The organism is Streptococcus timonensis, assembly GCF_047463455.1.
GTDB lineage: Bacteria > Bacillota > Bacilli > Lactobacillales > Streptococcaceae > Streptococcus > Streptococcus timonensis_B.
Window position 1 is genome coordinate 204,665 of sequence record NZ_JASHDV010000003.1, and the last position, 18,393, is coordinate 223,057.

An 18,393-nucleotide genomic window follows, 5' to 3' on the forward strand; every position below is an offset into this window, starting at 1 on the left:
TAAATTGTTACATCAATTTAGGATTTTCCATTTTTACGATTTCTACGATAACCATTGAGTTTTTTATTTTCCCAATAGCTATTAAAAATCTTTTCTTTACTTTCACGATCAATTTCTAAGAAATAAGCATAAAGCAAGTCAATGACAAAGAGCATAGGAAGCTGGGCAGAAAGCCGTTGAATATATGGGGATTGACCTTGATTTGCTACAAGTACAATCTCAGTAAAATCCTGAGTCTCCTTGCTAGGCATACTGGTAAATAGAACAGTTTTTGCTCCCATATCCTGAGCATCTAGTAGACTATCGATGACGGAAGTTGTTGTTCCTGAAAGAGAAAAACCAAATACGAGACAGTTCTTATCCAAAATACTTGTAGTCCAAGCGAAACCATCTGGATCTGTTATGGCTTCACAGACTACACCCAGTCTCATGAAGCGAAATTTCATTTCCCGAGCGACTAAGCCAGAACTTCCAGTTCCAAAGAAGTAGACACGCTCAGCCTGTTCAATCATTTGGGCTACGCGTTCTAGTTGTTCTTCATCAATCAGTTCTCGAGACATTTCTCGGAGATTAGTATAGCTTCTTAAGACTCTTTGTGTCAAGGGATTCATATCTGGTTGTAGGAGAGTTAGGGCATCTTTTTGTTGTTGATATTTAAAGATAAACTCACGATAACCTTTGAATCCGCATTTTTTTGCAAAACGTGTGAGAGCAGCTTGTGAGATATGTAGTTTTTGGGTGACCTCTTGCGAAGACAAGTCGTCATGAATTGTTTCAACTTGTAAGAAATAACGGGCAATCACTTGCTCTAATTCCGTCATTTCCTCAAAATGAAGATTAATAATCGTAGAGATGTCTTGCTTGTTCATGTGACTCCTTGGTTGATAGTATTACAACAGATTTAATGAGTGTAAAAAAATCTAGAATTAGGATGATTATTTTTATTATATCACATCTATTTTTTTAAACGTAGATATTTGACTAAAAAGCAAAACTCTTCCCTTTTTCCATAATTTTCTCCTCAAATTATGGTACAATGTAGAGTGAGATTTTGATTAGAAACGAGACTGATTTGTATGAGAAAATTTAATAGCCACTCGATTCCGATTCGGCTAAATTTATTGTTTGCAATCGTCATTCTATTGTTTATGGCGATTATTGGACGCTTGCTCTATATGCAGGTTTTGCATAAAGATTTTTATGAAAATAAACTAGCTTCAGCTAGCCAAACTCGTGTTACAACAGGATCTGTGCGTGGTGAAATCTACGATGCCACAGGAAAACCACTGGTCGAAAACACTGTCAAACAAGTGGTTGCTTTTACACGTAGCAACAAGATGACAGCGACAGACTTGAAAGATATTTCTAAAAAACTGTTAAACTATGTATCTGTTACTTCTCCTGAGCTGACTGACCGGCAAATTGCGGACTACTATCTAGCTGATCCAGCCATCTATAAAAAGACGGTAGAAGCTCTTCCAAAGGATAAACGTTTTGATTCAGATGGGAATCTACTTTCAGAATCTGAGCTTTATAACAATGCTGCTGAGAGTATTGCTTCCGATCAAATGAGCTATACAGAGGATGAGAAGAAAGCCATTTATATCTTTAATCAGCTTAATGCTGTCGGGAATTTTGCAACTGGCAATATCCAAACAGATCCATTAGATGATACCCAGATAGCAGTTATCGCTTCTGCCTCTAAGGAATTACCAGGGATTAGTATCTCAACTTCTTGGGATCGTAAGGTTTTAGATACATCACTTTCGTCAATTGTTGGTAGTGTTTCGAGTGAAAAATCTGGTCTTCCAGCTGAAGATGTTGATGAATACCTTAAAAAAGGTTATTCCCTCAATGACCGTGTAGGAACTTCCTATCTAGAAAAACAATACGAAGAAATTCTACAAGGGAAGCGCACTGTTAAAGAAATTCATCTTGACAAACATGGAGACATGGAAAGTGTGGAGAATATTGAGGAAGGTAGTAAGGGTAAAAATATCAAACTAACCATTGATTTGGCCTTCCAAGATAGCGTTGATGAGCTGTTGAAAAGTTATTTCAAATCAGAATTAGCGAACGGTGGAGCTAAATATTCAGAGGGTGTTTACGCAGTAGCACTTAATCCGAAGACGGGGGCAGTGTTAGCCTTATCAGGGATGAAACATAATGTGGATACTGGTGAGTTAACTCCGGATTCTCTTGGAACTGTGACCAATGTATTTGTTCCAGGATCTGTCGTTAAGGCAGCAACCATTAGTTCTGGTTGGGAAAACGGAGTTTTATCCGGCAATCAAACCCTAACAGATCAACCGATTGTGTTTCAGGGGTCTGCCCCTATCAATTCTTGGTATACAGTTTCGACTGGTTCCTTCCCGATCACGGCCGTTGAAGCCTTAGAGTACTCGTCAAATACCTATATGGTGCAAACGGCACTGGGAATGATGGGTCAAACCTACAAGCCGAATATGTCAGTTGTAACCAATCAGCTAGACTCAGCTATGGGGAAACTACGTTCAACTTTCGGAGAATATGGTTTGGGTGTTTCTACTGGAATTGATTTACCTGATGAATCGATTGGATTTGTTCCTAAAGAATTTGATTTGGCCAATTACCTAAATAATGCTTTTGGTCAGTTTGACAACTATACACCTTTGCAGTTGGCCCAGTATGTTGCTACCATTGCTAATAACGGTGTCCGCCTAGCTCCACACATTGTTGAGGGAATCTATGATAATAACGATACAGGTGGACTTGGAGAATTAATCCAAGAAACAGAGACTAAAGAAATCAATCGAGTTAATATTTCAAAGTCAGACATGGCCCTCTTACAACAAGGATTCTATCAGGTTTCTCACGGAACTAGCCCTCTTACAACAGGTCGTTCCTTCTCAAATGGAGCAACTGTTTCTATCAGTGGAAAAACAGGTACCGCCGAAAGTAACGTAGGAAATGGTCAAAAAGCTACCAATACCAATGCGGTTGCCTATGCCCCGTCTAATAATCCTCAGATTGCAGTTGCTGTGGTCTTCCCACATAACACCAATCTCACAAATGGTGTTGGGCCTTCTATTGCTCGTGATATTATCAATTTATACAATAAACACCATCCAATGAATTAGAAAGGAAGCTATGCTCTATCCAACACCCATTGCTAAGTTAATTGACAGTTATTCTAAGCTTCCCGGTATCGGGATTAAGACAGCGACCCGATTGGCCTTTTACACGATTGGAATGCCTGATGATGACGTTAATGAATTTGCAAAAAATCTTCTTTCAGCTAAACGAGAATTAACTTATTGTTCCATCTGTGGACGTTTGACAGACGAGGATCCTTGCTCTATCTGTACAGACCCTAGTCGTGATCAGACAACTATCTTAGTTTTAGAGGATAGTAGAGATGTGGCAGCTATGGAAAATATCCAAGAATACCACGGACTTTATCATGTATTGCATGGCTTGATTTCACCAATGAATGGTATCAGCCCTGACGATATCAATCTTAAGAGCCTCATGACTCGTCTGATGGATAGTGACGTTTCAGAGGTCATTGTTGCAACTAATGCGACAGCTGATGGCGAAGCGACTTCTATGTATCTATCTCGTTTGCTTAAACCAGCGGGAATTAAAGTTACTCGTCTAGCACGAGGGCTAGCAGTAGGAGCTGATATTGAATATGCAGATGAAGTCACTCTTCTTCGAGCTATTGAAAATCGGACAGAACTATAGTCTCTAAGGGTAAAAAAAGAGGCAAGCACTTAGTAAAGTAAAAACAAGAGTGAGGCTAGACCTAGTTTTGTCCCAGCCTCTTTTGTTTTTGAATATACAAGTTTAAAAAAATAGACAAATATGATATACTAAAGAGCAAGTATTCTAGTAGAAATAGGACATCCATATGAAACAAACAATTATTCTATTATACGGTGGACGCAGTGCAGAACGCAAAGTGTCTGTGTTGTCAGCGGAAAGTGTGATGCGTGCGGTTAACTATGATTGCTTCATGGTAAAAACTTTCTTCATTAGCCAGTCTGGTGACTTTATTAAAACACAAGAATTTACCCAAACTCCAAGTCAGGATGATCGTCTCATGACGAATGATAGCATTGACTGGGACAAGAAAATTACTCCAAGTGCTATCTACGAAGAAGGAGCAGTCGTCTTTCCAGTCCTTCATGGACCGATGGGAGAGGACGGCTCGGTCCAAGGTTTCCTAGAAGTCTTGAAAATGCCTTATGTTGGGTGTAACATTTTGTCATCAAGTCTTGCTATGGATAAAATCACTACCAAGCGTGTCTTAGAGTCTGCTGGAATCGCTCAAGTACCTTATGTAGCCATTGTTGAAGGGGATGACTTGTCTTCTAAGATTGCAGAAGTTGAAGAAAAATTAAGGTACCCAGTCTTTACTAAGCCATCGAATATGGGTTCTAGTGTAGGTATTTCTAAGTCTGAGAATCAAGAGGAACTTCGCCAAGCTTTAGATCTTGCCTTCAAGTACGATAGTCGTGTTTTGGTGGAGCAGGGTGTAACTGCGCGTGAAATCGAAGTTGGACTTTTAGGAAACTATGATGTCAAAAGCACGCTACCTGGTGAAGTTGTCAAAGACGTAGCCTTCTATGACTATGATGCCAAATATATCGACAACAAGATTACCATGGATATCCCAGCTAAGATTAGCGATGAAGTGGTATCGGTTATGCGCAAGAATGCCGAAACTGCCTTCCGTGCTATCGGTGGACTTGGATTGTCGCGTTGTGACTTCTTCTATACAGATAAAGGTGAGATTTTCCTAAATGAGCTAAATACGATGCCAGGTTTTACGAAATGGTCTATGTATCCCTTGCTTTGGGACAATATGGGAATTTCTTATCCAGAATTAATTGAACGTTTGGTTGATCTTGCTAAGGAAAGTTTTGACAAGCGTGAAGCGCACCTATTGTAAAGACAGACATAAGGGCGGGGAAGGACTCCTTGCCCCTTTTTAAAGGAGTAAATATGAAACTTACAATTCACGAAGTTGCGCGTCTTGTTGGTGCTAAGAATGATGTATCAGTCTATCCGGATAGTCCGCTAGTTAAGGCAGAATTTGATAGCCGTTTGATAGCGGAGGGCGACTTATTTGTTCCTCTCAAGGGAGCGCGTGATGGTCATGACTTTATCGAGACGGCTTTTGAAAACGCTGCTGCTGTAACCTTGTCAGAGAAGGAAGTAGAAGGACGTCCCTATATTCTAGTAGATGATGTCTTAACTGCTTTTCAAACTCTAGCAGCTAGCTATCTTCAAAAAACAGGAGTAGATGTCTTAGCTGTTACAGGTTCGAACGGTAAGACAACGACTAAGGACATGCTGGCGCATTTACTTGCTACGACTTTTAAAACGTATAAAACTCAAGGAAATTACAATAACGAGATTGGACTACCTTATACAGTTCTTCATATGCCGGATGACACTGAGAAATTGGTCTTGGAGATGGGGCAGGATCACTTGGGAGATATTCATCTCTTGTCTGAATTAGCTCGTCCAAAGATAGCTATTGTGACTCTGGTCGGAGAGGCTCATTTGGCCTTCTTCAAGGACCGTTCAGAGATTGCCAAAGGGAAATTACAGATTGCTGATGGTATGGAGAGAGGTAGCTTGCTCTTGGCGCCAGCTGATCCAATTGTAGAGGATTATCTACCAGCTGATCAAAAGGTAGTTCGTTTTGGTCCAGGTGCCGAACTCGAAATTACAGATTTGATTGAGCGTAAGGATAGCCTAACTTTCAAGGCTAATTTCTTGGAGCAACCCCTTGATTTGCCTGTGACTGGTAAGTATAATGCGACCAATGCCATGATTGCATCTTATGTAGCTCTTCAAGAAGGAGTGACTGAGGAGCAGATTGGTCAAGCCTTCAAAAATCTTGAGTTGACCCGCAATCGTACCGAGTGGAAAAAGGCTGCCAACGGTGCAGATATCTTATCAGATGTCTATAATGCCAACCCAACAGCTATGAAGTTGATTTTAGAAACTTTCTCTGCTATCCCAGCTAATGAAGGTGGCAAAAAAATAGCAGTTCTGGCGGATATGAGAGAACTGGGAGACCAGTCTGTTCAACTCCATAATCAAATGATTTTGAGCCTGTCACCTGATGTACTTGATACCGTTATTTTCTACGGTGAAGACATTGCGGAATTGGCCCAACTAGCCAGTCAAATATTCCCAATCGGTCATGTTTACTACTTCAAGAAAACAGCTGAGGAAGACCAGTTTGAAGCCATGATTAAGCAGGTCAAGGAGAGTCTTGGTGCACATGACCAGATTTTGCTTAAAGGTTCGAATTCTATGAATCTAGCTAAGCTAGTAGAAAGTTTAGAAAATGAGTGCAACTAATTTTGCTAAGAATCTACAGAGGATGTTGGCTATCACTGATACTGGTTTGACCTATACAAAGGACCCCTTTGACCGTGAACGTTATGAGGATTTACGTCAGATTTTATGGAGCCTATTACAGGATCAAACAGAGCTCAATCAAGAGGAATTGACTGCGATCTTAAAACCAACAGCTAGCTATGCAACTCCCTTGATGGATGTAAGGGCTTGGATTGTTCAAGATCAGAAGATTTGCCTGGTTAGAGGACAAGGAGAGGATACTTGGGCATTACCTGGTGGCTTTGGTGAAGTAGGCTATTCCCCTAAGGAAAATATCCGAAAAGAAGTTCAGGAAGAAACAGGCTTTTTTGCAGAAGTAGGCTCTTTATTGGCTGTTTTTGATACCAATCGCTTTCAAATGCAGAGTAAGCAGTATGCCAAGTTTGTATTTGATTGTCGACTATTGGATGGGGACTTTCAAGAAAATCAAGAAGTTGCTGAATTAGGATTTTTTGACATTTCGGCTCTCCCTCCCTTATCTAAAAAAAGAATAACCAAGGAACAAATGGATATTCTATGGCAGGTTTATCAGGGTGAGCGGAAACAATATATTGATTAGAAGCTTTGTTTTATCTTAAGGCCACTAGCTTCTTTTGAACAAAAAAATATTAGAAATAAATGTAAGCTAGGCTCTATGTAGATAAGTAAGAGATCGGCTTATATAAAGATGAGGAAAATTATATGAATGTTTGGGATGCTTTATTTACCACCCAGGCTACGGAGCCACCCCAATTTGGATTTACTTGGTACGCAAGCACATTTGCCTTACTGTTTTTAACAATTTATCTTGCTCACCGCTATCGTGATAATAAGGTTTGTCAACGATTTTTCCAGATAATACAGGCAATACAGTTAATCGCGCTTTATAGCTGGTATTGGATTAATCAGTTCCCGCTGTCAGAAAGCTTGCCTTTTTATCATTGCCGATTAGCCATGTTTGTAGTTCTACTACTACCAGGTGTTTCAAAAACCAAACAGTATTTTGCTTTGCTTGGAACCTTCGGGACGATTGCAGCTTTTGTTTATCCAATCCCAGACGCTTACTCTTTCCCACACATCGTTATTTTGTCCTTTATTTTCGGACATCTAGCCCTTCTTGGAAATTCCTTGATTTATCTTTTAAACAACTACGATGCTCGTCTGTTGGATTTCAAAGGTATTCTTATACTGACCTCTTTACTCAATGGTTTGATTTTTATAGTCAATTTAGTGACGGGTGGAGATTACGGTTTTATGACAAAACCACCATTGGTGGGAGACCATGGTCTTGTGGTTAATTATATCATTGTCACTCTATTTTTGGCTTGTGCTATTTTCCTCTTCTATAAAGGTTTTCAAGTCATCACTCAGGAGAAGGCAGAAAGAAGATTGAAAATCTGGCAGAAATAAAAAATATTTTCCCAACCGCTTGACTTTTATCTGAGAATTTTGATACAATAGTAGGCGGTATTGTTTACCCCATTTGTAAGGCCCCGGAACCTTTCAAATAACTTGCGGACCGGAACATCCGCCCTGTAAACAAAAACGATATTCATATAGGAGAAATCATGAACAAAACTACATTCATGGCTAAACCAGGCCAAGTAGAACGCAAATGGTACGTTGTTGACGCAACTGATGTACCTCTTGGACGCCTTTCAGCAGTTGTTGCTAGCGTACTTCGCGGAAAAAACAAACCAACATTTACACCACATACTGATACAGGTGACTTCGTAATCGTTATCAATGCTGAAAAAGTTAAATTGACTGGTAAAAAAGCAACTGATAAGATCTACTACACTCACTCAAACCACCCAGGTGGATTGAAACAAATCTCTGCTGGTGAACTTCGTTCTAAAAACGCAGTTCGTTTGATCGAGAAATCAGTTAAAGGTATGCTTCCACACAATACTCTTGGCCGTGCTCAAGGTATGAAATTGAAAGTATTTGTTGGAGCTGAGCACACTCACGCTGCACAACAACCAGAAGTTCTTGATATTTCAGGACTTATCTAAGGAAAGGAACAATAAAGTATGTCACAAGCACAATATGCAGGTACTGGACGTCGTAAAAACGCTGTTGCACGCGTTCGCCTTGTTCCAGGAACTGGTAAAATCACTGTTAACAAAAAAGATGTTGAAGAGTACATTCCACACGCTGACCTTCGTCTTGTCATCAACCAACCATTTGCAGTTACTTCAACTGCAGGTTCATACGACGTTTTCGTTAACGTTGTAGGTGGTGGATACGCTGGTCAAGCAGGAGCTATCCGTCACGGTATCGCTCGTGCCCTTCTTCAAGTAGACCCAGACTTCCGCGATTCATTGAAACGCGCAGGACTTCTTACACGTGACTCACGTAAAGTTGAGCGTAAGAAACCAGGTCTTAAGAAAGCTCGTAAAGCATCACAATTCTCAAAACGTTAATCAATACGATTATATCAACGTTTACAGACATTCAAGAATTATTTCTTGGATGTCTTTTTTGTTTCAAAAAATCAAAGTTCACCCCAAAATTCACCCCATATTCACCCCATCAATTTTTTAAACTACGAAAAGCAATATCACCTACAGTCTGATTGACTTTATCTTTGATATTAACGTAAGTTTTTGTAATCTCTTTATCACTATGAGTAAGAGCTTCTGAGAAGGCTTCAAGAGAAACCCCAGCTTGTTTTGCGAGTGTCGCACCAGTATGTCTTAGTTGTGTGGGGAAGCTGGTGCTAGTTCAGGGTGCCTGCGTCTGACTGATTTCATCTTGATAAAACTTAAAATCTTTCTAATTATAACAAAGCATAGTCAAAAAGCTATGACCTCTATATTCACAAAAAAATCCAGACCAATACTAGTCCAGATTTCTTGTCTATTAAACACTCTTTTCAAAGAATGGAAGAACGGCTGTAACGGATTTGTCAACGCAATTATTTAACTGTGAGAATCCGACGCACATAAATTTTAAATGGTGTCTCAGTCACATTTAAATTTATGAGACGCTTAGACGTTAGGCTTTCAATTTATCAAATTTTGATTTGATGTTTGCCTTGAACTCTTCAAGTTTGGCCTTGCGATCTGCTTTACGTTCAGCCTTCATTTGCGCACGCGCTTGGTTGTAGAGGTCTTCTTGGACTTGCAGGGCTGCTTCAACTTCAGCTACGACGGTTGCTACATCCCAACGCACGATTTGGGTGTCGTACTTGGTGAAGTAAGCATCGATGACTGCTTCGTTGTTTTCTTGCACCAAGGCGACAACGGCTGTTTCGCCGTCGATCAATTTTTGAGACACAACGTCAATCAAGCCAGCTTCTGCCGTATCAACGGTATCACCAGCAGCCAAACCATAGAGGCTGCCAATACCATAACCAAACAAGACGCCGATAGGACCACCCAAAAGCCCGATAACTGCACCGAGCAAGCCACCTTCTAGGGTTGCATCCGTCGTTGAATCTTCAAAGTCATAGCGTTCTTTTTCAACGATGTGACCGTTTTCATTTTTGACCAAGGCGATTTGAGCAACCTTGGTCGTCTGAGTTTGGCGGAAAGCCTTCAAATCCGCAAAGGACTGATAAGCTTCGCTTTCAGTGTTAAAGACTGAAACTACTAGGTTTTCCATAGTTAGTACCTCTTTTCTAAATATACACATTCATTATAATACAGTTTCAATCATTTTTCAATCATTTTAGTGCGACATTTTAATTGATATGTCGCGTTTATCAGCGTTAAAGAACAGTTTCAGGCAGCGGTATATCTTTGCCATATCCCAGCCCAGACACTCTGGAGACTCTGAGTGACTATCAAGAAAGATGTCCATCAGATTCTTAAAGCCTCCCGTGCAAAAAGTAAATAAATAGTGTTTTTCCTGTATGCCTGTCACACGGCTAAAAGACCGCTTGACCAAATCTTCCAGAAAATTATAGCAGATATTATGTACCAGCTCTGTGTAGCGAGTCTGATGAGCGTGCCGAATCACATCGACGCTTTTATAGAATCTGCCAACTGTTTCCTTATGGTCGAATCCTTGAAAGAAGTCGCTTTATTTGTCGGTCAAGACAATTAATTTGGCTGGTGCAACTGATTCGCCAAGCTATGAATAAGCAATTATTACCTTTTGAAAGCGAAAATGGCAATTATGAAGGTGAAGCTACTCAGGTCTTAGTTCTTCTATCTAATTACTATGCAGACAAAAAACTATTTGATGAAAATACAGATGAATATGGAAATATCTTGATTTTAAAGGATTCATCCATCATTTCTAAATTATCGGCTATCCCAGATTTATTAAAAAGGGGATCTAGTAGGTAACAATAATATCGAATATATCAAAGTACGCAATATTAGGATTTCTTCAGAGGTTGAGTTAGAGTCAGATGTTGATGGGGATAAGTCGGATAATCTGCCAGTAGATATAAAAATACTAGAAAACAGGCTTGAAAAAGGCTCGTAAAGCTAGCCAGTTCTCTAAACGTTAATTCGTTGCTGGACAGCAGAATACAAACGAAAACACTTTGCATCTTGCAAGGTGTTTTTTTCTATGAGAACTGGCGGTGCGCAATTAGGATAGCTCTAGCGACTTTAGTCGCATAGAGATATGCTATGCACAGTTGCCCCAAGAAAACAAGCGAAGCGATGTTTGATTGGATGGCAACCACTGCACTCAAAACGTTAATCAACACGATTATATCAACGTTTACAGACATTCAAGAATTATTTCTTGGATGTCTTTTTTTGTTCAAAAAACTAAAGTTCACCCCAAAATTCACCCCAAGTTCACACTATTACTTTTTGAGACTTCTAAAGGCTATTTCTCCTGCTGTTTGATTTACTGTTTCAGTAGTATTGACATAAGTCTTCGTTATTTGGATGTCACTATGAGTAAGTGCTTCTGAAATAGCATTTAATGATGTTCCAGCCTGTCTTGCCAGAGTTGCTCCGGTGTGTCTTAATTTGTGAGGAGATGCTGGAGGAAGTTCCGGATGTCTTCTTCGAATAGAATTCATTCGATGATTAAGATAATCAATATGAAGTGGAACGTTAATACCGTTTGTTCTATTATTGTATGTGAAAACGAATTGCTTTTCATTCTGTCTGATTCCAAACAGCTTTAGTTGCTTTTTTTGTTCTATTTTCCAATCGGTCAGGATATTCATTAGTTCTTTAGGTGCTTTAAATAGAGTTTTTTTATTTCCTTTGGTTGATTTAACATTCCCGAATTTGTCTAATGCTTGTTCAATGAGAATTTCATTTTTTTCAAAATTGATATGTTTCCATTGGAGAGCGTAGGTTTCTGATTTTCTATCTGATAAAAAGAATGTCGTATAGAACAAAGCATAATCTTTTAATTCCATTCGATCATTTTTTAGATCGTCATCAAATGCTTGTAGCCATTGTTTAAGTTCTTCCTCATTTAATGCTAGGTCTTCAAACTTTTTACTTTCTTTGAGGGCTAATTTTTTATTAGCTTTAATTCTACTGATTGTCTTTTTTACCTTATTGACTTGAATATATTCAAGCTCTTCTGCCCAGTCCAAGACAGAATTGACGTACCCTCTAATGGATTTAAAATTGGCATAAGAATTCGATAGTGGAGTAAGAAGTGACAAAACTAGTTGTTTATTTTCATTGAGATGATCAATAGAATAATTACCTAGGACTGGAAGAATTTGCAAACGGAAGAGATTTTCTGTCTGACAGACAGTTACTGCTGTAGGTGGTTTAATAGTAGCAGTGGCTTGCCCTGCTTTATAGGGTTCAAGCCAAATATCTTTGTAAAAATCTTTGAATAGGATGTCTCCTTTTCTTTGAGATAAAGTAGATGACCTTCCTAAACGTGCATTTTCAATGTCAACCGCTAACTTTATTTCTGCTTCCTTTGCTTCTCTGCGAGTTTTGAATCTTTTTTCAAATCGTTTTCCAATCCCCAGCTTTCCTTGGACGTCGTCGGGTATATATACCCTAAGCCTATAGGATCCATTTTTTGTTTTTGAAATGCCCATTTTTGCCTCCTTATGCGCTTATCTCTAATCGAGTCATCCACTGATTGATACTTTCTTTGTTAAAACGAATTGATTTTCCAATTCTAATATAAGGGAGTCCCATAGCAATCCAGATATCTAAAGTATTATTAGATACACCCAGATAATTACAAGTTTGCTTTTTATTAAGAAAAGGACTGTCTGCCCCGATATCTTCTTTAAAGTGATGGATTTCATTTTTCAAGAGAGTTGCAATCATTTGTTGAATTTCTTGAGTTTGTTCATCAGGTAATTGTACTAACATATTTTCTCCTTTCTAATGTCCCAAGACATATGTAAATTGTTTAGCTGATTCTGCATCGAATGTTCGATAGCTGACTATTCCGAGTCCCTTAAAATTCGATTCGGAAATAAGTATAGAACCATCAGATTTAACTTGCTCTACAAACGCTACATGCCCGTATACTGGATCTGCTCCAGCTTGACTTGATGAGAATGATAGTGCAGAGTGTTCTGTAGGTGTTTTAGTGGTTGAATACCCAGATTTTTCCATCCATTGATTACCGTTCCCCATGTAGGGATCGAATGTAATTCCAAGTTGTTTTGCCCTATTATAAACAAACCAGGTACACTGGCCCCAGGGATAGCTACTAGCTATGTAATTAGTCGTATCAATGGTTTGTGTGATGCTATATCCTGATGGAATTTCACTTGAGCTGACTCTGGTTCCAGTATCATTTGTTTCCTTCGGAGCTGTTGGAGTTCCTCCATGTTCATCTATATACTGGTCGAGTTTTTGCATGGTTTCTGCTCTCCGTTTTCCGGAACCGCTAGTGTCTGTAAAATATACTCCACCATCTATAGAACTATTAAGAGTTCCATTCGCATACTTGAGAGCTTTATCGTCCTGTATTTTAAAGGTTTCGTTTTTGTTTCCAATAATTGTTTGCTTAGTTAAACTAACAACTGCTATATCATCATTAAAGTTCTTCGCGTTGTCTGGATTGGAGTCAAATGCACCAAAGCCAAACATATTAGCGCCAGGATTTCGTGCTACACCAGCCGTTCCTAGTGAACTTTCATTTAATGCGATTGCTACAATTCCACGAACATCTAAGTTAGACTTAGCTTCCCATTCTAAAAGTTTTCTCCCGTTAATACGGTTTCGGTCAAAGGAGATTCCTAATGTATCTAAAAAGCCGTCTAATTGTTCAGCCTTGATACCATAACGATGAACAAGGAGATTATGTGTATATGGATCTCCATCTGACCAGTGTTCAGCATATTTGAAATCTTTTGATGTTGTGGAAGAACTATTTGCACTTCCTCCAATTACTCCCATGAAGATTATAATTACAAAGACTGGAATTATTAATGGAATGAGGAAGGACAATAGATACCATTTTAGTTTTCTCATAGAATCTCCTTTCTAATTTTAGTGTTTAATATAAGCAGTAAATAAGACAGTTCCAAATCTCCATTTAGCATCCAAAACGACAGCATGAGATATAACTTGGTCAATAATTTGTTCTTGCTCTTCCTCTAAAACAGGAAATAAAAGAAGGAAATCGACAGATCGTTTTCCTTCTCTATAAGCTTGGTAAAGTGCTTCTTCAAGAATTTTTGGGAAGGCAGTTCTTGAGTGTATTTTAATGTTCATTTAATTCTCCTCTCAGTTGATTTAGTCGTTGAGTCAGTCTATTTCGTCGTTCGATATTTGCTTTCAATTTGTTATCTCGTGTCATTGTTTTACGATAAGCACGAGTGAAAGCATTTGAACCTTGTGCTTTATACATTGACTGAGTATCTTTATATTTTTCTAATTGTTGTTCAATATTATTGATCCTATGCTGCTTGAAAGGTGAAATTCTTTCTTCCTTCAGAGTTTGAAATTCATCATTGGATGTCGGAGTAGCTGTTTGTTGGTTAGTGGAATGAACCGCTGGTTTTTGAGTGTTTTTATGAATGATTTCTATTTGAGGATCAGTTATTTCAGAAGGGTTTGGAGAAATTGGATTTTCAGTTGGTTTAGACTGCGAATTCTCTATAGGTGAAGTTGTGTCTTTTTGTGTAAAATAGGAGCCAATATTTTGGAAGTGGCTCTTGCTATTCATCACCATACCACTAGCAAATCCAGCACCTGCTAGAGTAAAGTTTCCAAGATGTTGAGCTGTCTTCAAGCTTTGAGTTGGAATTTGAGATGTAATTTCTTTTGTTTTTATGACGCCACTCTCAATCTTATTACCAATATCAGATGTTACTAATCTAGCTTTAGAACCAAGGATAAATTGAATTAATTCAGCTTTGTACTTCCAGATCAGGAAGTAGATGACACCTTTAGCAACTACCGAAACTAATAACTTAAAGACTAGACCGAGTAGAACTAAGGATGGCAGATTCTTCAAAATAGTATCAAAACTAGTGATAATCATATTTTCTACAATTTTTTCAATGTAGAAAATTAACAAGATTAATAAACTAGAGATTATTGGAAAGGCTAAACCTCCCAACATAACTTTAAGAACCCCAAAAATTAATTCTTGCATTCGAGGAATAAAAGAAATAAGAAGAACGATTGGGAATATGAGAATCATTGTTAACACTATAATTTGTGCGATTATATTTAATAATTGAATAACAATGATTGGTAGTGCTAAGACAAATGCTTCTAATACCTTAAAGATGACATAGAATGTGCGTATAAAGATAAAATCTGGCATTGCAGAAACCCAACGATTCTTTTCACCATCCTCATTAGCACCATTCCCTAGTTCGTCCAAATATTGAGAACGTTCTTTTGTTTTTACCGCAGTGAAATGTCCTTTACTATCACTAGTTCCAAGGACCTTGCTATCATCGAAATCTTCTTCTTTTCCATTTTGACTGTTTTTGTATTTGCCGTTCTCTTGGCCAGTATTTACAAAAAGATAGGCTTTATATGAAGTTTCAGCTATATAGCTATCGGACATAGACTCACCAACTTTTACAGATTTGTCTTTTGCATAGTCCACCTTAATACTTACAATTTTTTGTTTGACATCTTTCGAGACATTGTTGATGGTATCAAGAAGATAAAGTCCGCCGGAAGTTCTAGCAATTGTACCAAAGTAACCAAATCCTAGTAGAATGACTAGACAAACATGAAGAAGAGTTTTAGCAAATGAGCCTTTAGAAAAGAAGTACTGGTAGAAGAGATAAAAACCAAGTATCAAAAGAAGTAATGCAACTAATGATTGATCAGTGACATTCCCTTTTGTTGAACCAGTAAAACCATTCCATAGACTCTTTGCACCGTTAAAAACATAAGTTTTATATGAGCTGTAAAGATCGATACTTTCAAGGATTCGGATGAACAAAGAGAAAAAGCCAACAACAGCATTGAGGATGAAAAAGAAGAGATTGACAAAAAGTTCATTGATGAGAACCCAAGCACCATTAAAAGAAGCATAGCCTGTTGGTTCCATGTAGGATTTTAGAGAGAAAATATCCACTCCCTTTAGCTTGTCAAAAGCCTCTTGCATAGATTCACCTCCTAACTAGCGTATTTGTTTTCGAGACTTGAAGATACAGTGGCTTTCATTGGTTTCAAAAGCATATCGATATCTTCAAATAGATTGTGAATTGAAATCATGTTAAGATTTCCGTAGACATCATAATAAAGACATTGACCAGAAATCATATTATCAATCCACTCTAGATTGTTTTCAGTAACTTCGAGATTTACATGTTTTAGAATATCTTCTCGCTCTGATTTTTCATAGAATGCAAAGATTGTTCCGAAACCAGTTGTATCATCATCGTTTTCTGCATCATGAACAGATTGTGTAATCAGTGCTAAAGTATTATTTTTAGAGCGTCCAATACGGCGCATATTTTTAATTACAGCTTTTCCTTCTGCGGATTTCATTAGAATCCAAGCTTCATCGAAGAACTCAATTGTATCTTCATTTTCATTTCGTTCTCCAAAATGAGTACAGAAAGCACCAAGCGCAAACATGAGAGCTATGGAGTTACGCTCATGGTCGGAGATTTTTGTGGAGTCGTCTTTAGGGAGTTTGAGATTGTTGACTTCTAAAATAGTCACTCGTGACTCATAGTCAAGGCCTTGGGTAGTTCCATCAGAAAAAGCTAATTCTAAAATAGAATTAGTCACTATTGACGTTAGATATCTTCCTACTGAAGCAATTTCAGGAGATGAGGAGCTTCTCAGAGATTCTAAAACGTGCTTGAATCCTACTTTTTCACCTGTTGCTCTACGTTCTACGATAGCATTGATTGCTTCTGTGATTGCTGTCTTCTGATCCATTGAGACATCATCAACAGCTTGTAAAAGAAACTCTAGCATATTTTTAGAAACTTCTACGGATTGTTCTTTCTCAAGAACTATAATTGGATCTAACACGCCATGATTTGATGGGAGAGAACTGTCGAGAGTTACAAAATTGAAGTTTTCAATTTGTTTCTTTCGTTCTGGGTATAGTTCGGAAAAATGAGGAGAATTAATTACTTCATGATAATGATTTCTAAGTTCACGTTTTGGATCGATATAGAGTGTTTTGACATTTTGTAGAGCAACACTCAAAAAAATAATCTGAGCCAGGAAAGATTTTCCTTGTCCTGTTGCCCCTGTAATGATGATGTGTGGGTTTTTAGTGATCTTACCAGCGATATCTTCCTTGTTTCCAACAGTGGCATTATAGAGGACGATATTCTTTGAAGAATCGATAGCTTTTTCGATATTATCCCAGCGTCCAATCCAGTTATCTACACGGCCGATATACCATCCAATACGATTTCCTGAGGAAGTACTTGTAAAGGGCATAAGTTCGGAGAAACCTCTGCATGTGACCATGTGTGTCCATGCTCGAGTTTTTTTCTGAAGAGATTCTCCATAAAGAAGGGCTTGAAAGAGGTAAGGGGCATCCTGAGAAGCTTCGCTAATTTCAACTCCCATATCATCGAAGTAATTTAGAATAACTTGTCTTCTTTGACGGAGTTGATTTACGCTTGAGGCTGATACAACAAGGTAGGCTCCGTATTCGATGATTTCTTCCTTATTTCCCACTTTTTTCATGAGATCCTTTAGGGAAATGGAACCCATAATAATTTCGTCTTGTTGAACAGTATCGGTGTTTTCTGCCTCTTCCATAATATTCCTAAAGCGAGTGTTAGAGCGTCCCATTTTCCCTTTGATTTTGTTGGAATCAATGAATTCTGCCTTTATTCGTAGTTCTACAGGGAAGTTTAATCGTTGGACAAACTCTCCTAAATGAAAACCATTGAATTGCACAGGATATTTCCCAATTGGAAGGATAGTAACAAAGGACGAACCATAAGGACTTTCAAGTTTGAGGAAACCACCTTTAAGGACTTTGATTAGAGTGTCTGTAATATTGAATTGAGAACGATTGGCAAGAACCTCTTTCTTATAGTGCGGGATATAGCGAAGGTATTGCATGCGTTGATAATAAAAGAGTTCTTCATCAGTAAGACGATTAGCACGAAGAGTAGATAAAGCTTGAAAGATAGTTTCTTCATCGCTTTTATAATCGTCATACCAATTCAGATCTGTTTTGAATTCATATCCAAATCCATTAGCAATTTTCTCAGAGAATTCAGTGAAGCTTTCAAGAGCTAGTTCTTTTAGGGTTGCACCATTGTTTTGTTTACGTAACTTGATTCCTATAACCCAATCGTACTGATAGGGAATTTCCATCTCATCAGTTAGTCTATCAACGGTATAGAGAAGAAGTTCTTCTCCAAGTTTCCGACTATCATTCGCTAGAGCTTCAGAAAAGTCTCGCAATTTCTCTTCTAAGAGGTAATCTTTTGGAATTAGTGAAATCTCAAAGTGCTTATTTTTCTTTAGTTTCTTCATGATTTGAGAAACGGTTATCTTGTGTTTCTCTTTTTTATATTCATCCGTAATGGTGATAGGAGTGTTAGGAATACGATAGTAAGCAACAACTGATTGATCTTTTTTGAGTGCTAAATTTTTGTTGGTTGCTTTAATTGGGTAAGTTAAGATAATACTCATAAATCCT

General features: G+C 38.3%; 16 protein-coding genes and 3 pseudogenes. 10 read left to right on the forward strand and 9 right to left on the reverse strand.

Annotation, left to right across the window (positions count from 1 at the left end):
- Positions 1-17: 17 nt before the first annotated feature.
- Positions 18-869, reverse strand: a complete 852-nt coding sequence (locus tag QM847_RS06345) for a MurR/RpiR family transcriptional regulator (protein WP_414354611.1) — start codon at positions 867-869, stop codon at positions 18-20.
- A 207-nt stretch (positions 870-1,076) separates the two neighbouring features.
- Between QM847_RS06345 and pbp2b the strand changes: the two genes are divergently transcribed.
- From pbp2b to rpsI, 8 genes are all read left to right on the forward strand, one after another.
- Positions 1,077-3,119 (forward strand): penicillin-binding protein PBP2B, encoded by a 2,043-nt coding sequence (pbp2b, locus tag QM847_RS06350; RefSeq protein WP_414354613.1) that lies wholly within the window; start codon positions 1,077-1,079, stop codon positions 3,117-3,119.
- A gap of 10 nt (positions 3,120-3,129) precedes the next feature.
- Positions 3,130-3,726 carry a recombination mediator RecR gene (recR, locus tag QM847_RS06355; RefSeq protein ID WP_269798040.1) on the forward strand — a complete coding sequence of 199 codons (597 nt, stop codon included), beginning with the start codon at positions 3,130-3,132 and terminating at the stop codon, positions 3,724-3,726.
- A gap of 166 nt (positions 3,727-3,892) precedes the next feature.
- Positions 3,893-4,936 (forward strand): D-alanine--D-alanine ligase, encoded by a 1,044-nt coding sequence (locus tag QM847_RS06360; RefSeq protein ID WP_414354615.1) that lies wholly within the window; start codon positions 3,893-3,895, stop codon positions 4,934-4,936.
- Positions 4,937-4,989: 53 nt separating this feature from the next.
- Complete coding sequence (locus QM847_RS06365) at positions 4,990-6,363, forward strand: UDP-N-acetylmuramoyl-tripeptide--D-alanyl-D-alanine ligase (protein WP_414354617.1); 1,374 nt, start codon at positions 4,990-4,992, stop codon at positions 6,361-6,363.
- Complete coding sequence (locus tag QM847_RS06370; protein ID WP_269798042.1) at positions 6,350-6,961, forward strand: NUDIX hydrolase; 612 nt, start codon at positions 6,350-6,352, stop codon at positions 6,959-6,961. Before QM847_RS06365 ends, QM847_RS06370 begins: the two co-directional genes overlap by 14 nt.
- Positions 6,962-7,083: 122 nt before the next feature.
- Positions 7,084-7,791: a TIGR02206 family membrane protein gene (locus QM847_RS06375; protein WP_414354619.1), complete on the forward strand. Its 708-nt coding sequence runs from the start codon at positions 7,084-7,086 to the stop codon at positions 7,789-7,791.
- A 158-nt stretch (positions 7,792-7,949) separates the two neighbouring features.
- Entirely contained in the window at positions 7,950-8,396 is a 447-nt protein-coding gene (gene rplM / locus QM847_RS06380) for a 50S ribosomal protein L13 (protein ID WP_001044624.1), read from the forward strand.
- An 18-nt stretch (positions 8,397-8,414) separates the two neighbouring features.
- Positions 8,415-8,807 carry a 30S ribosomal protein S9 gene (rpsI, locus tag QM847_RS06385; protein WP_002893764.1) on the forward strand — a complete coding sequence of 131 codons (393 nt, stop codon included), beginning with the start codon at positions 8,415-8,417 and terminating at the stop codon, positions 8,805-8,807.
- 109 nt (positions 8,808-8,916) lie between these two features.
- Here rpsI and QM847_RS06390 read toward each other — a convergent pair.
- Together QM847_RS06390 and QM847_RS06395 are read right to left on the reverse strand one after the other, a co-directional pair.
- Positions 8,917-9,140: pseudogene (locus tag QM847_RS06390) on the reverse strand (tyrosine-type recombinase/integrase); the annotation flags it as partial.
- 241 nt (positions 9,141-9,381) lie between these two features.
- Positions 9,382-9,990: a DUF1269 domain-containing protein gene (locus tag QM847_RS06395; protein WP_000429535.1), complete on the reverse strand. Its 609-nt coding sequence runs from the start codon at positions 9,988-9,990 to the stop codon at positions 9,382-9,384.
- Between the two features lie 350 nt (positions 9,991-10,340).
- On the opposite strand from QM847_RS06395, the pseudogene QM847_RS06400 reads away from it, so the two are divergent.
- A pseudogene (locus QM847_RS06400) lies at positions 10,341-10,484 on the forward strand (IS982 family transposase); the annotation flags it as partial.
- 3 nt (positions 10,485-10,487) lie between these two features.
- Positions 10,488-10,821, forward strand: a pseudogene (locus tag QM847_RS06405) (diacylglycerol kinase family lipid kinase); the annotation flags it as partial.
- Positions 10,822-11,152: 331 nt separating this feature from the next.
- Here the strand turns inward: QM847_RS06405 and QM847_RS06410 are convergent.
- From QM847_RS06410 to QM847_RS06435, 6 genes are read right to left on the reverse strand one after another with little or no spacing between them, the layout of a single operon-like run.
- Complete coding sequence (locus tag QM847_RS06410; RefSeq protein WP_000512968.1) at positions 11,153-12,370, reverse strand: tyrosine-type recombinase/integrase; 1,218 nt, start codon at positions 12,368-12,370, stop codon at positions 11,153-11,155.
- 10 nt (positions 12,371-12,380) lie between these two features.
- The gene (locus QM847_RS06415) at positions 12,381-12,653 is read right to left on the reverse strand and encodes a helix-turn-helix domain-containing protein (RefSeq protein ID WP_000960973.1); all 273 of its coding nucleotides are present in this window, start codon (positions 12,651-12,653) and stop codon (positions 12,381-12,383) included.
- Between the two features lie 12 nt (positions 12,654-12,665).
- Positions 12,666-13,766, reverse strand: coding sequence for a CHAP domain-containing protein (locus QM847_RS06420; RefSeq protein ID WP_414354622.1), 1,101 nt, complete (start codon positions 13,764-13,766; stop codon positions 12,666-12,668).
- 18 nt (positions 13,767-13,784) lie between these two features.
- The gene (locus QM847_RS06425) at positions 13,785-14,009 is read right to left on the reverse strand and encodes a hypothetical protein (protein WP_001022027.1); all 225 of its coding nucleotides are present in this window, start codon (positions 14,007-14,009) and stop codon (positions 13,785-13,787) included.
- Complete coding sequence (locus tag QM847_RS06430) at positions 13,999-15,870, reverse strand: conjugal transfer protein (protein WP_414354624.1); 1,872 nt, start codon at positions 15,868-15,870, stop codon at positions 13,999-14,001. The genes QM847_RS06425 and QM847_RS06430 overlap by 11 nt, the downstream gene beginning before the upstream one ends.
- 11 nt (positions 15,871-15,881) lie before the next feature.
- Positions 15,882-18,386, reverse strand: coding sequence for an ATP-binding protein (locus tag QM847_RS06435; RefSeq protein ID WP_414354626.1), 2,505 nt, complete (start codon positions 18,384-18,386; stop codon positions 15,882-15,884).
- Positions 18,387-18,393 lie beyond the last annotated feature (7 nt).

What these genes read in the sequence shown, in the direction of transcription:
- QM847_RS06345 (WP_414354611.1), bottom strand. Translation starts at nt 869, where the DNA reads ATGAACAAGCAAGACATCTCTACGATTATTAATCTTCATTTTGAGGAA.
- pbp2b (WP_414354613.1), top strand. Translation starts at nt 1,077, where the DNA reads ATGAGAAAATTTAATAGCCACTCGATTCCGATTCGGCTAAATTTATTG.
- recR (WP_269798040.1), top strand. Translation starts at nt 3,130, where the DNA reads ATGCTCTATCCAACACCCATTGCTAAGTTAATTGACAGTTATTCTAAG.
- QM847_RS06360 (WP_414354615.1), top strand. Translation starts at nt 3,893, where the DNA reads ATGAAACAAACAATTATTCTATTATACGGTGGACGCAGTGCAGAACGC.
- QM847_RS06365 (WP_414354617.1), top strand. Translation starts at nt 4,990, where the DNA reads ATGAAACTTACAATTCACGAAGTTGCGCGTCTTGTTGGTGCTAAGAAT.
- QM847_RS06370 (WP_269798042.1), top strand. Translation starts at nt 6,350, where the DNA reads ATGAGTGCAACTAATTTTGCTAAGAATCTACAGAGGATGTTGGCTATC.
- QM847_RS06375 (WP_414354619.1), top strand. Translation starts at nt 7,084, where the DNA reads ATGAATGTTTGGGATGCTTTATTTACCACCCAGGCTACGGAGCCACCC.
- rplM (WP_001044624.1), top strand. Translation starts at nt 7,950, where the DNA reads ATGAACAAAACTACATTCATGGCTAAACCAGGCCAAGTAGAACGCAAA.
- rpsI (WP_002893764.1), top strand. Translation starts at nt 8,415, where the DNA reads ATGTCACAAGCACAATATGCAGGTACTGGACGTCGTAAAAACGCTGTT.
- QM847_RS06395 (WP_000429535.1), bottom strand. Translation starts at nt 9,990, where the DNA reads ATGGAAAACCTAGTAGTTTCAGTCTTTAACACTGAAAGCGAAGCTTAT.
- QM847_RS06410 (WP_000512968.1), bottom strand. Translation starts at nt 12,370, where the DNA reads ATGGGCATTTCAAAAACAAAAAATGGATCCTATAGGCTTAGGGTATAT.
- QM847_RS06415 (WP_000960973.1), bottom strand. Translation starts at nt 12,653, where the DNA reads ATGTTAGTACAATTACCTGATGAACAAACTCAAGAAATTCAACAAATG.
- QM847_RS06420 (WP_414354622.1), bottom strand. Translation starts at nt 13,766, where the DNA reads ATGAGAAAACTAAAATGGTATCTATTGTCCTTCCTCATTCCATTAATA.
- QM847_RS06425 (WP_001022027.1), bottom strand. Translation starts at nt 14,009, where the DNA reads ATGAACATTAAAATACACTCAAGAACTGCCTTCCCAAAAATTCTTGAA.
- QM847_RS06430 (WP_414354624.1), bottom strand. Translation starts at nt 15,870, where the DNA reads ATGCAAGAGGCTTTTGACAAGCTAAAGGGAGTGGATATTTTCTCTCTA.
- QM847_RS06435 (WP_414354626.1), bottom strand. Translation starts at nt 18,386, where the DNA reads ATGAGTATTATCTTAACTTACCCAATTAAAGCAACCAACAAAAATTTA.